Origin of the sequence: Halomonas sp. CnH100-B, assembly GCF_024124605.1 — a bacterium.
Lineage (GTDB): Bacteria > Pseudomonadota > Gammaproteobacteria > Pseudomonadales > Halomonadaceae > Vreelandella.
In genome coordinates this window covers 17,883-30,576 of record NZ_JAMXRX010000004.1, presented here as the reverse complement: position 1 = coordinate 30,576, position 12,694 = coordinate 17,883, and the positions used below count along the sequence as shown (strand labels likewise).

The 12,694-nt window shown below is 55.3% G+C and carries 14 protein-coding genes; 13 read left to right on the top strand and 1 reads right to left on the bottom strand.

All coding sequences use genetic code 11. The features are described from left to right. The first annotated feature begins 104 nt into the window (after positions 1-104). From ribF to NH398_RS09735, 10 genes are all read left to right on the top strand, one after another. Positions 105-1,142 (top strand): bifunctional riboflavin kinase/FAD synthetase, encoded by a 1,038-nt coding sequence (gene ribF / locus NH398_RS09780; protein WP_159343256.1) that lies wholly within the window; start codon positions 105-107, stop codon positions 1,140-1,142. 7 nt (positions 1,143-1,149) lie between these two features. Next, on the top strand, positions 1,150-3,981 hold the full coding sequence (gene ileS, locus NH398_RS09775; RefSeq protein ID WP_253018211.1) for an isoleucine--tRNA ligase: 2,832 nt from the start codon (positions 1,150-1,152) through the stop codon (positions 3,979-3,981). Next, positions 3,974-4,519: a signal peptidase II gene (lspA, locus tag NH398_RS09770; RefSeq protein ID WP_159343255.1), complete on the top strand. Its 546-nt coding sequence runs from the start codon at positions 3,974-3,976 to the stop codon at positions 4,517-4,519. The genes ileS and lspA overlap by 8 nt, the downstream gene beginning before the upstream one ends. Before the next feature lie 19 nt (positions 4,520-4,538). Beyond that, positions 4,539-4,982, top strand: coding sequence for an FKBP-type peptidyl-prolyl cis-trans isomerase (gene fkpB / locus NH398_RS09765; RefSeq protein WP_159343254.1), 444 nt, complete (start codon positions 4,539-4,541; stop codon positions 4,980-4,982). A gap of 36 nt (positions 4,983-5,018) precedes the next feature. Next, positions 5,019-5,999, top strand: coding sequence for a 4-hydroxy-3-methylbut-2-enyl diphosphate reductase (gene ispH, locus NH398_RS09760; protein WP_159343253.1), 981 nt, complete (start codon positions 5,019-5,021; stop codon positions 5,997-5,999). Between the two features lie 138 nt (positions 6,000-6,137). After that, positions 6,138-6,539: a type IV pilin protein gene (locus NH398_RS09755; RefSeq protein WP_159343252.1), complete on the top strand. Its 402-nt coding sequence runs from the start codon at positions 6,138-6,140 to the stop codon at positions 6,537-6,539. Continuing rightward, positions 6,539-6,946: a prepilin-type N-terminal cleavage/methylation domain-containing protein gene (locus tag NH398_RS09750; RefSeq protein WP_253018209.1), complete on the top strand. Its 408-nt coding sequence runs from the start codon at positions 6,539-6,541 to the stop codon at positions 6,944-6,946. The genes NH398_RS09755 and NH398_RS09750 overlap by 1 nt, the downstream gene beginning before the upstream one ends. Positions 6,947-6,968: 22 nt before the next feature. Further along, a complete protein-coding gene (locus tag NH398_RS09745) occupies positions 6,969-7,442 on the top strand; it encodes a prepilin-type N-terminal cleavage/methylation domain-containing protein (RefSeq protein WP_253018208.1) in 474 nt (157 codons plus the stop codon). A 2-nt stretch (positions 7,443-7,444) separates the two neighbouring features. After that, on the top strand, positions 7,445-7,915 hold the full coding sequence (locus tag NH398_RS09740; protein ID WP_253018207.1) for a PilX N-terminal domain-containing pilus assembly protein: 471 nt from the start codon (positions 7,445-7,447) through the stop codon (positions 7,913-7,915). A 49-nt stretch (positions 7,916-7,964) separates the two neighbouring features. Continuing rightward, positions 7,965-8,987: a tryptophan--tRNA ligase gene (locus tag NH398_RS09735; protein ID WP_253018206.1), complete on the top strand. Its 1,023-nt coding sequence runs from the start codon at positions 7,965-7,967 to the stop codon at positions 8,985-8,987. A 78-nt stretch (positions 8,988-9,065) separates the two neighbouring features. Here the strand turns inward: NH398_RS09735 and NH398_RS09730 are convergent, their stop codons facing one another. Then, positions 9,066-9,584, bottom strand: coding sequence for an Hcp family type VI secretion system effector (locus tag NH398_RS09730; RefSeq protein WP_253018205.1), 519 nt, complete (start codon positions 9,582-9,584; stop codon positions 9,066-9,068). A gap of 606 nt (positions 9,585-10,190) precedes the next feature. Here NH398_RS09730 and tssB point away from each other — a divergent pair. The 3 genes from tssB to tssE are packed head-to-tail and all read left to right on the top strand — an operon-like array spanning position 10,191 to position 12,682. Next, positions 10,191-10,697 carry a type VI secretion system contractile sheath small subunit gene (gene tssB / locus NH398_RS09725; protein ID WP_253018204.1) on the top strand — a complete coding sequence of 169 codons (507 nt, stop codon included), beginning with the start codon at positions 10,191-10,193 and terminating at the stop codon, positions 10,695-10,697. Between the two features lie 53 nt (positions 10,698-10,750). Further along, the gene (tssC, locus tag NH398_RS09720; RefSeq protein ID WP_253018203.1) at positions 10,751-12,235 is read left to right on the top strand and encodes a type VI secretion system contractile sheath large subunit; all 1,485 of its coding nucleotides are present in this window, start codon (positions 10,751-10,753) and stop codon (positions 12,233-12,235) included. 51 nt (positions 12,236-12,286) lie between these two features. Then, positions 12,287-12,682 carry a type VI secretion system baseplate subunit TssE gene (gene tssE, locus NH398_RS09715; protein ID WP_253018202.1) on the top strand — a complete coding sequence of 132 codons (396 nt, stop codon included), beginning with the start codon at positions 12,287-12,289 and terminating at the stop codon, positions 12,680-12,682. Positions 12,683-12,694: the final 12 nt, after the last annotated feature.

The window sequence follows — 12,694 nt, the reverse complement described above, 5'->3', positions numbered from 1 at the left end:
TCTGCACCAGAGCAGCGCGTTCGTTATAATCAAACGCTTTGAAAACGGCTAGCGGCCTTAAAACGGAAAACGCTTTTAAAACAAGCTTTTAAAAAAGAGGTGCCATGCACGTCATTCGAGGTCTGCACAATCTGACAGCGTCCCATCGTGGCTGCGTGGCGACCATTGGTAATTTCGATGGCGTGCATCGCGGCCATCAGGCGATTCTACAGCAGTGCCGCGAGCACGCTGCGCGCCTGAACGTACCGCTGACCGTGGTGGTGTTTGAGCCTCAGCCCCGCGAGTTTTTTGCCGGTGACCAGGCGCCGCCGCGCTTAACGCGCCTGCGGGAAAAAGTGCGCCTGCTGCGCGACCACGGTGCCGAGCAAGTGCTTTGCCTGCCGTTCAACGATGCCTTGCGCAGCCTCACCGGGCGCGAGTTTATCGATCAGGTGTTGATTGATGGGCTGGGCGTTAAGCATCTAGTGGTGGGCGACGACTTCCGCTTTGGCTGTGATCGCCGTGGCGACTTCAGTTTGTTAGAAGCCGTGGGGCGCACTCATGGCTTTGGCGTAGAGCATACTCGCACCTTCAAAGTCGATGACGAGCGGGTATCAAGCACCCGAGTGCGTACGCTGCTGGCCAGCGGTAACTTTGAAGTGGCCGCCCGCCTGTTGGGCAGGCCTTATTCGCTGCATGGCCGCGTGGTGCGCGACCAGCAGTTGGGGCGCACCATTGGTGTACCGACCGCGAACCTACCGCTATTGCCCCAGCCGCTGACGCTACGGGGGGTGTTTGCGGTGGTGGCCGAATTGGCGAATGGCGAGCGCCACCCCGCCGTAGCGAACGTCGGGTTTCGGCCTACGGTGGGGTCTAAACGCCCTACGCTGGAAGTGCACCTGCTGGAGTTTTCTGGCGATCTGTATGGCCAGCGGCTGACGGTTTACCCCTGCACACGGCTGCGGGGAGAAGTGAAGTTTGACGATTTTGACGCGCTAAAAGCACAGATTCACCAGGACCAGGCCAAGGCACGCCGCTACTTTGCGACCGCCGACGCTGATCTAACGACCTCTCTTCCGCTGGCCTCGGCCCCGCTTGGGCGTGAGACCGCTTCTTCTGATTTCACTTCGGCGGATGACGCCGCCGATACTAACGACGGCTGACCGGACTATGGACTATAAGCACACGCTAAACCTGCCAGAAACCGACTTTCCCATGCGCGGCATGCTGCCGAAGCAGGAGCCAGGGCGTGTTTCCCAGTGGCAGGATATGAACCTGTACCAGCGCCTGCGCGAAGCCCGTGCGGGTGCGCCGCTGTTTGTACTGCACGATGGCCCTCCCTACGCCAACGGCAGTATCCATATCGGTCACGCCGTTAATAAAATTCTCAAAGATATTATCGTTAAGTCCAAAAACCTGGCGGGCTTTGATGCGCCCTACGTGCCGGGTTGGGATTGCCACGGCCTGCCCATTGAGCACAAGGTCGAGACCACCCACGGCAAGCACCTTCCGGCGGATAAAGCCCGTGAGCTGTGCCGTGAGTACGCCGGTGCCCAAATCGAAACCCAACTGGTGGACTTTGTGCGCCTGGGTATCATCGGTGACTGGGATCATCCATATCGCTCCATGGATTACGCCAACGAAGCGGGCGAGATCCGCGCGCTGGCGGATATGGTCGATGCGGGCTACGTCTTTAAAGGCCTGAAGCCGGTGAACTGGTGTTTCGACTGTGGCTCGGCGCTGGCCGAGGCGGAAGTCGAGTACGCCGATAAAAAATCCGATGCCATCGACGTTGCCTTCCCCGTGGAAGACGCCGACAAGCTGGCGGCAGCGTTTGGCTTAAGCGAGCTATCAAAGCCCGCCGCCGTGGTGATCTGGACCACCACGCCGTGGACCATTCCTGCCAACCAGGCGCTGAACGTTCACCCGGACTTTACCTACGCGCTGGTGGATACCGGCGAGCGCCTACTGCTGTTGGCCGAAGAGCTGGTCGAGAGCTGCTTAGAGCGCTTTGGTTTACAAGGTGAGGTGGTCGCGACGACCCAAGGTAAAAACCTTGACCTGATCAATTTCCGCCACCCGTTCTACGACCGCCTCTCGCCGGTTTATCTGGCGGATTACGTGGAGTCTGAGGTGGGCAGTACCGGTATCGTTCACTCTGCTCCGTCTTACGGTATGGATGACTTTGTTACCTGCCGCGAGCACGGCATGAGCTTTGACGACATGCTGAACCCGGTGCAGGGCAACGGCGTTTACGTGGATGACCTGCCGTTCTTCGGCGGCCAGATGATCTGGAAAGCCAACCCGAACATCATCGAGAAGCTGCGTGACGTCAACGCGCTGATGGCACATACGCCTATTAAGCACAGCTACATGCACTGCTGGCGCCACAAAACGCCGGTGATCTACCGCGCAACGGCCCAGTGGTTCGTCGGTATGGATATTCAGGGTAAAGATGGCAAAACCCTGCGCGAGCGGGCGCTGGCCGGTATCGAAGCGACGGAATTCACCCCTGCCTGGGGGCAAGCGCGCCTGCACAGCATGATTGCCAACCGCCCGGACTGGTGCATCTCCCGCCAGCGTAACTGGGGCGTGCCGATTCCGTTCTTCCTGCATAAGCAAACCGGTGAGCTGCACCCCAACACCGTGTCGCTGATGGAAGAAGCCGCCAAGCGCGTGGAGCAAGAGGGCATCGAAGCGTGGTTCAAGCTCGAACCTTCCGAGCTGCTTGGCGCGGAAGCCGCTGACTACGATAAAGTCACCGACACGCTGGACGTGTGGTTCGACTCGGGCACCACCCACCGCCACGTGCTGCGTGGCTCGCACCCCCACGGCCATGAAAGCGGCCCGCGAGCTGACTTGTACCTGGAAGGTTCTGATCAGCACCGCGGCTGGTTCCACTCATCGCTGCTCACCGGCGCGGCGATTGATGGCCATGCCCCGTATCGCCAACTGCTGACCCACGGCTTCACGGTGGATGCCCAGGGCCGCAAGATGTCCAAGTCCATCGGTAACGTGGTCGCACCGCAAAGCGTGATGGATAAGCTGGGTGCCGATATTCTGCGCCTGTGGGTAGCGTCTACCGACTACTCCGGTGAAATGGCCGTCTCGGATGAAATCCTCAAGCGCACTGCGGATGTGTACCGTCGTATCCGCAACACCGCGCGCTTCCTGCTTTCCAACCTGAACGGCTTTGATCCCAAGCGGGACCAAGTGGCGTTTGGCGATATGCTGGCATTGGACCAGTGGGTCGTGGATCGCGCCGCACAGCTTCAAGGCCGCATCGAAACCGCCTACGAGGAGTACCGTTTCCTGGATGTGTACCAGCAGGTACACGGCTTCTGCGCCCGGGAATTGGGCGGTTTCTACCTGGACGTGATCAAGGATCGTCAGTACACCACCCAAACCGACTCGCTGGCCCGCCGCAGCGCGCAAACCGCGCTTTATCATGTGGTGGAAGCGCTGAGCCGCTGGGTGGCTCCAATTCTGTCGTTCACTGCCGAGGAGATCTTTGAACATATCCCCGGCGAGCGGGGCGATAGCGTGCTGCTGGAGACCTACTACACCGGGCTTTCCACGCTGGAAGAGGGCGCTGATATGGGCCGCGCGTTCTGGGAGCAGGTGCTGGAAGTGAAGCACTCGGTGAACAAATGCCTGGAAGACGCCCGTAACGCCAAAGTAATCAAGGGTAGCTTGGCGGCGGAAGTGACGCTGTTCGTCAATGATGAACTGCACGCGACGCTGGCGAAGCTCGGTGACGAGCTGCGCTTCGTGATGCTCACTAGCGAAGTGCACCTAGCGCCGCTGGCGGATGCCGCCAATGCCGAAAGCACCGAGCTTGAAGGCTTGAAGGTTGCGGTGAGCGCCAGTGAGCATGCCAAGTGCGAGCGCTGCTGGCACCACCGGGTGGACGTGGGCAGCGTTGCCGAGCACCCCGACCTGTGCGGCCGCTGTGTGAGCAATTTACCCGAAGGCAGCGGTGAGATTCGTTACTATGCCTAACTCTTCTCCTGCTCATAAAGCACCTCAGTGGCCGCCCATGCGGCGGCCACTGCGCTGGTTATGGCTGGCCGTCGCCGTCATCGTGCTAGATCTCGCCACAAAATACTTGGCCAGCCACTATTTAAGTTATGCACAGCCGGTTGAGGTGTTGCCGTTTTTCAACCTCACGCTGCTGCACAACACCGGCGCGGCGTTTAGCTTTTTAGCCGAGCACCCCGGCTGGCAGCGCTGGTTTTTTGCTGCGATTGCCATTGGTGCCAGCATTGGCCTCACCGTTTGGTTATCTCGGGTACGTGCGGATGAGAAGCTGCTCGCTATCGCCTTGCCGCTGATTATCGGTGGGGCGCTGGGTAACCTATACGACCGCTTGATTCATGGCTATGTGGTGGATTTTCTCTCCTTCCATGCGGCGGGCTGGTACTACCCCGCCTTTAACGTGGCGGATATCGGCATTACCCTGGGGGCCGTGGGCTTAATTTGGGAGTCGATTATGGGTGAGCGGCGGCGTAAGAAAGCTGCGCAGTCATCATCTTCTTAGTATCAATGAGCGAGGCACCATGGATTACCTAATTGACGAAGGTATGGAAATTACCCTGCACTTCACGCTGAAGTTGGAAGATGGCACGGTCGTCGACTCCACTAAAGAGAAGGCCCCAGCCACGTTTCAGTATGGCGACGGTAACCTGCCGCCGGGGTTTGAGCATCCGATCAAAGGCATGGCAGCTGGCCAGAGCGGGACGTTTCATATCACCCCAGAGCACGCCTTTGGTCAGCACAACCCGCAGAATATTCAGACATTGAAGCGGGCCGACTTTGGTGATGAAGCGCCTGAAATCGGTATGGTGATGTCGTTTGCTGATAAAGCAGGAACGGAATTGCCGGGCGTGGTCAAAACCATTGACGGTGACCGCGTAGAAGTTGACTTCAACCATCCGCTGGCAGGGCGTACATTGACGTTTGAGGTTGAAGTGCTCAACGTCACGCCGATCACCACACACTAATTTCCTGAGCGATGCAGGTTGCATCAAGGCGCTTTTATGCAGTCATCAGAGTCATCTCAGCCCGTGCAGATCAAGCTAGCCAACCCGCGCGGGTTTTGTGCGGGGGTCGACCGCGCGATCGATATCGTCAACCGCGCGCTGGATGTCTTCGGCCCGCCGATTTACGTTCGCCATGAAGTGGTGCACAACCGTTTTGTAGTAGAAACCCTGCGCGAACGCGGCGCGGTCTTCGTGGAAGAGCTCCACGAAGTGCCCGACGATGTGATCGTCATCTTCTCTGCCCACGGCGTTTCCCGTGCGGTGCAGCAAGATGCCGAGCAGCGTGGCCTGAAAGTGTTCGATGCCACCTGCCCGCTGGTCACCAAAGTGCATATGGAAGTGCTTCGCTACGCAAAGCGTGGGCAAGAGTGCATTCTGATTGGCCACGAAGGCCACCCAGAAGTAGAAGGCACCATGGGGCGCTACGACACCTCCCACGGCGGCAAGATTTATTTGGTGGAAGATGAGCAGGACGTTGCCAATCTGGTCGTCAACGACCCCTCGGCGCTGGCATTCGTCACCCAAACCACGCTCTCCATGGATGACACCGCCAAAGTGATCGACGCGCTGCGGGAGAAATTCCCTGAGATTCAGGGGCCACGCAAAGACGATATTTGCTACGCCACTCAAAACCGCCAGGATGCGGTGCGGGAATTGGCAGCAGATAGCGACTTGGTGCTGGTGGTCGGTAGCCCCAACAGCTCGAACTCTAACCGTCTACGTGAGCTTTCGGAACGGATGGGCACCCCCGCGTACTTGATCGATAACGCCGAGCAAATCGAGCCTTCTTGGTTGGAAGGCGTGAAACGCATTGGCGTCACCGCTGGCGCGAGCGCCCCCGAGGTGCTGGTAAAAGGCGTCATCGACCAACTGCAAGCGCTGGGTGCCGAAGCGCCGGTCGAACTGCAAGGACGTGAAGAGACGATTACGTTCTCGATGCCGAAAGAGCTTCGCGAGCGGGTGATCGTCAGCGAGTAATGCTGTTAGACGAGAATGGATGTGCTGAAGCGCTCATCGGTGAAACAGCGTGAGTGAATAGACGTAAGCGAGTGATGCAAAGCGTATCGGTTTCCGACATACTCGAAGTATGGTTTAACCGATACAGGAGCAGACTCGGTGCCTAGCCCTTCATCTCCCCTTGCTGGTGAGCAGGAGACTCACCAGCAAGGTTTTACTCTCATCGAAATGCTAATTGCCGTGGCGATCATCGGGATTGTCGCAGGCATTGCCTACCCTAGCTATACCCGCTACGTAGAACGTTCTCTACGAACCGATGCTCATGCGGGCCTGCTTCAAGCCGCGTCTGAGTTGGAGCGCTGTTACTCCCGTCAATACAGTTATGCCGGTTGTGCCATTACCACAACATCCCCCGATGGTAACTACACCATTTCCGTCGCGGCCGGCGGTGCAAATGACGGCGGTTTCATGCTGACAGCAACCACGTCACAGGCCGATGGTTGCAGTGATGACATTCGATTCAATGCGCGTGGCGAACGCACGCCGGTGGCGTGCTGGTAATGAAGGTGCGTCAGGGAGGGTTCTCTCTGGTAGAAGCGTTAGTGGCGCTAGTCGTTCTGTCGCTAGGAGTACTCAGCGTGGCAGCGATGCAGTTCAAAGCCATGCAGAGCGTTCGCAATGGCTATCAACAGTCGCTTGCTTCCGTGGCCGCTTTGGATGCGCAAGAGCGTGTTTGGGCTGCTATTGCCCACGTGGAAGGGTGTCAGAGCGTACCGGTTGCCTCGATTGAAAGCGCTTGGCGTGACGCATGGTTTTTGGATGAAGAGGCACCGCTGAAACGCAGTGTTGATCCGGCGCAGAGTGCGATTGGCCGGTCCGGTTGCCAGTTCGATGTCACGGTCAAGATCGATGTCCCTGACGATGAGAACGGTATCAGGCTGGAGTATCGGTTTTTACTGCCGCTTTAAATGTGTCAAAGGGAGTTGTTCGATGCCAGTGGAAAGGCAGCTTGGTTTCACGCTAACCGAAGTGATGGTCGCGATGGCCATTGGACTGGTCATCGTATTAGGCGCTGGGCATCTCTTTCTGGGGACGCTGCAAACCCACCGCCATGTCGATATGCTTAGCCGTCAGCAAGAGGCATTGATTTTTGCGGTCACCACGATGACGGAAACGCTGCGTCAGCATGGCGCCTACGATGCGTCGGGGCAGGCGTTTTATCATTTACGCTGCCGCCAAGTAGAAGAAGCATGCCGCTGCACGCTTCAAGACATGTCGCGTGCTCAGCCAATGGTCAATTTCATGATTCCATCGATCCACAGTTGTGAGCGCGATGTGCCAGTGGGGCGCCAAGCGGCGGACGGTGTCGACAGTCTCGTTACCTTGCCACTAGGCCCTGGTGGGAGAGATCTGAGTTTCCACGTCGCTCACCGTGCTGTGCTATTTCCGTCCTCGGATGACTGATCATGTGGACCGAAGTGAATAAACAGCAAGGCGCAGCGCTGGTTATCGTGATGGTACTGTTAGCCAGCGCCTTGGTCATGGCGCTGATAGGCATGCAGGCGGCGTTGGTGGATGAGCGCTTGGCAGGCAACTTTCGAGCGTCGATCCAAGCCCAGATGCGTGCTGAAACGGCGGCTTCGGAAGCGCTGGTCGGGTGGGATGAGCTCGATTGGCAGGGCGCACCCGTGTTAGAGACGCCTAAAGCGACGCGTTTTGATGACGTCGGCACGTACTCGAACGCATCTGTCTCTCACCGTTGTCCCCATCAAAGCTGCTTTTACATGCCGATCATCTACCATGGTGAACGGTGGGTCATGGCTTTGGGAGCCACCTTTGATGGGAATGGCGCGTTGATTGCGCAAAGCTTGCCGCTGCTAGTGGCCCGAAAAGCGAGTGGCGACGCCGTTGCAGAAGCAGCGGTAGTTTGGCAATAGGCGTACAATAGCGTATCGTTTTTGACCTTTATTCAGTTGGATCCAGATCATGAGTCAGACAGCCAAAACCCGTGTGCTGACCGGGATTACCACGACCGGAACGCCGCACCTTGGTAACTACGTGGGCGCCATCAAGCCCGCTATCGAAGCAAGCCAAGATCCGAATGTGCAGTCGTTCTACTTTCTTGCTGACTACCACGCGCTTATCAAGTGCCAAGACCCCAAGCGTGTGCAAGCTTCTCGTTTGGAGATCGCGGCAACGTGGTTGGCACTTGGCCTGGATACCGACAATGCCATTTTCTACCGTCAGTCGGATATTCATGAGATCCCCGAGCTGATGTGGATGCTCTCCTGCGTATGCGCAAAAGGGTTGATGAATCGGGCTCACGCTTATAAAGCCGCCGTCGCCGAGAACGAAGAAGCCGGCGACCAGGATCCCGATAAAGGCATCACCATGGGGCTATTTGGCTACCCGGTGCTGATGGCTGCCGACATACTGATGTTCAACGCCAATAAAGTACCCGTGGGTCGTGATCAGATTCAGCATATCGAAATGGCACGGGACATCGCTGGCCGCTTTAATCATCTGTTCAAAGGCCAGTACTTCACACCGCCTGAAGCGGTGGTGAGTGAAAAGGGCGAAGTGCTCAAAGGCTTGGATGGCCGCAAGATGTCCAAGAGCTATAACAACACGATTCCGCTGTTTGTAAGCGACAAAAAGCTGCAAAAGCTAGTGAGAAAAATTAAAACCAACTCGCTCGAGCCAGGGGAGCCGAAAGATCCCGACACCTGTACGCTGTTTCAAATTTTCTCAGCGTTCGCGATCGACTCAGAAGCGGCGGCCATGCGTCAGCAATACGCTGAAGGCATCGGTTGGGGCGAGGCGAAGGATCGCGTATTTGAATATCTTAATGCCCATCTGAGTGCTCCTCGTGAACGCTATAACGCGCTGATGGAAGACCCCGGCCATATCGAAGCCGTGCTCCAGAAAGGAGCCGAACGTGCTAGAGAGGAGGCAGCGGCCACCATGGACCGTTTACGCTCTGCGGTAGGTCTGGGGCGGTTTGTGTAATTTGCATCGGCTCTATGCTAAGCATGAAAAAGGCCCTCCATTTAGGAGGGCCTTTTGCATACTGAAAAGCCAAGGGTTTTAGCCTTCGATGGGCGCGCGCCAGTCGTCGGATCCCGAGGTGCCAGCAACGGTGTGTTCCCAATCGATCTTGCGGTAAGCCAGAGAAACATCCATGAGCTGGGTGAATTCTGATTTCGTCAGATCCTGTGCGTGCGGCATGCGCAGGTTGATATCGACAATCGTGGCATCGGTCAATGTCGTGGTGAAGAAGTGCTCTTGTTTGCCTTCTACAGAGGTGCGATACCACTTCAGTTCCACGTTTGGCAGCATCTCGCCTGATGCCAGTGCGTTATACATAAGCGGCACGGCTTTGTTCAGGGCGACGGTAAAGATGAACGGCTTATGTGCACGTTGACCAGACGGTTGACCAGACTGAGGGTCAGTCGGAACCGTTACCACATGTTTGAATTCTTGCACCAGCATTTGATCTTCGTGGCCTTCCACATAGATATTGCCCACGGAGTCAGGGGTAAAGGCACCGGCAGTTATGTTGCCCTGAGTCTGACCTTCAATACTGATATAACATGGAGTTGGCATAGTCTGCTCCTTGACGGATAAAGTGTAAGTTGTCCTAAGGACACAGTAATGACTGCAAGACAAATGCCACTTTTTTTATTCCCATAAAAAACAATAATTTGTTTTGTTTTAATGGAATTTGCTATTTTTTATTAGGCAATTTTTTGCCTGTTGTCAGGCAAGGCGTTGCCATTGGCAATAGATTGCCTAACTTATATAAGCCATATCCTTGTTGTTTATTTAGATGGTTTTGTCGTGTTAATAAATGTAGTTTTGCAGTGCGACGAATAGCACCATTAGTCGCTTTTAAGCTCAATATTGATGAAGTCAAACGGTCGTTTCGCAAAGGTGCTTGTAAGCGATTTCTGTCTATTACGTTAAGAGATTGCCGATAGTTTTTGTAAGAAATATCTTACAAATTATAATTTGATTTTATTTTTGATCTATAAAGGGGGGTAACGTCTAAAAAAATGAGTTAAACAGCCTGCATCTTAAAAAAAGGCGGTGTCCGTGATGTTGGCATTGATGTTTAGGCTGATTGGCATGGAGGAGAGGAATTCGTTAACTTCCCGTGATTGAGAACCGTTCGCGGTTACATTCGGTCACTTCTCTCTAGGGCTTATCCGCATGGCTAAACAAGGAACTGTCGCGCCGAAAGAGCGCATCAATATCAAGTATGTGCCGGCAACAGGAGACCAGCAATCAGAGACGGAGCTTCCGCTCAAGCTGTTAGTCGTTGGTGACTTCAAAGGCGGAGAGGAGGAGACGTCGATTGAGGAGCGGCAAGCGGTATCCGTCGACAAAAACAATTTTCAGTCGGTCATGCGCGAGGCGGGCCTAACGCTTCAGGCCTCTGTGCCGAACCGTTTGGAAGAAGGCGAAGAGCCTAGCGATATGGCTGTCGACCTATCGTTTAAGTCTTTGGAAGATTTCTCACCTGATGCGGTGGCGAAGCAGGTGCCCGAGCTACGCAAGCTGGTGGAGCTACGTGAAGCGTTGGTTGCGCTCAAGGGGCCGTTGGGCAATGTCCCTGCATTTCGAGATCGTTTACAGAAGCTGCTGGAGAACGAAGACGCTCGCCAGCAGCTGTTCAGCGAGTTGGAACTACTGGAAACAGACCGTAAGGGCGATTGATGCCCGCGTAGTCGACTTAGCGATTCCACTGTCAACGATTTCGAGGCACGACAATGAGTAAAACGGCAAAGCAGCAGTCAACAACCGCCACTGAGACAGAATCAGAGCTTTCCCTGCTCGACCAGGTGATGGCTCAAACGCGCATGGCGCCGGCCGATGAAGGCTATGATGTTGCCAAGCAGGGCGTCGCAGCGTTTATTGCGGAGCTGCTGAACAGCAATGATTCAGTACAGAGCGTTAATAAATCGCTCGTCGATGGGATGATCGTTGAACTTGATCGTAAAATCAGCCATCAAGTGGACGAAATTCTCCATGACAGCAGCTTTCAGCAAATGGAGTCTGCTTGGCGTGGTTTGAAACTGTTGGTAGATCGCACGGATTTTCGTGAAAACATCAAACTTGATGTGCTGCATGCCACGAAACAAGAGCTGCTAGAGGACTTTGAGTTCGCTCCTGAGATCAGTCAGAGCGGGCTTTATCACCACGTCTACAACGCGGGTTATGGGCAGTTTGGTGGTGAGCCGGTTGCGGGGATTATCGGTCATTACGACTTTTCACCCTCGACCCCCGATATGAAGCTGCTGCAGTACACGTCTGCCGTTGGGGCCATGTCTCATGCGCCGTTCATGTCGTCTGTTGCGCCCTCTTTCTTTGGTATCGACAGTTTCGAAGAACTGCCCAATATCAAAGATTTCAAAGCGATTTTTGAAGGCCCCAAATACGCGCGCTGGCGCAGCCTGCGTGAGTCCGAAGATGCCCGGTATCTGGGTTTGACGGCACCTCGTTTTTTGTTGCGCACGCCTTACGATCCCATTGAAAACCCGGTTAAAACGTTTAATTACCGCGAAAATGTCAGTGAAAACCACGAGCACTATTTGTGGGGCAATACCGCCTACCTGCTCGCAGAGCGACTGACCGATAGCTTTGCCAAGTATCGCTGGTGCCCCAACATCATTGGCCCGCAAAGTGGCGGCGCAGTAGAAAACCTGCCCGTGCATACGTATGAAGCATTTGGCCAGCTGCAAGCCAAAATTCCGACGGAAGTTCTCATTACAGATCGTCGTGAGTTTGAAATGGCCGAAGAGGGATTCATTTCTCTCACCATGCGCAAAGGAAGCGATAATGCCGCTTTCTTCTCCGCTAACTCTGTACAAAAGCCGAAAGTGTTTCCCAATACGGCTGAAGGAAAAGCTGCAGAAACCAATTTCAAGCTGGGAACCCAGCTGCCTTATATGTTCATCATCAATCGCTTGGCTCACTACGTGAAAGTGCTCCAGCGTGAACAAATTGGTTCATGGAAAGAGCGACAGGATTTGGAACGTGAGCTGAATGCTTGGATTCGCCAATACGTCGCCGACCAGGAGAATCCGCCTGCTGATGTTCGTAGCCGTCGCCCTCTACGTGCTGCTTCTATCCAAGTGTCTGAAGTCGAAGGCGATCCGGGCTGGTATCAAGTATCTATGGCTGTGCGCCCCCACTTCAAATACATGGGTGCCAACTTCGAGCTTTCCTTAGTCGGTCGACTCGACAAGGAATAAAGGGATGTTAGCGCTATGGCAATGGAGAGCAGTAGACGACTAGGAAGCCGGTTGTTTGAACGTCTCGCGGCACCTCAACAGCTAGGGCAGTACGTAGAGGAGAGTCCGCTGGAAGAAGTCGTTGAGTCAATCAAGCGACACCTAGTGGACTTGCTCAATAGCCATCCGGGAAACAGCGCTAGTGTGCCAGAGCTTGGCCTGCTGGATTTCAATGACGCCACCATTGGTGTGTTGGATTTGGAACTCAATATCAAGCAGGCCATTAGGCACTGCATTGAGCGCTATGAGCCACGCGTGCAGCGCGTTGACGTCGAGTCTTTGCCGAACGCAGGAGACCCCCTTCAACTGCGCTTTCAGGTTCATGCCACGGTAGCGCTGGGTAACAGCAGCACGCATACCACTATCGACCTGTTGCTCAATAATAAGCGTTATCAGTGTCTCAACTGATAGACCGACGAG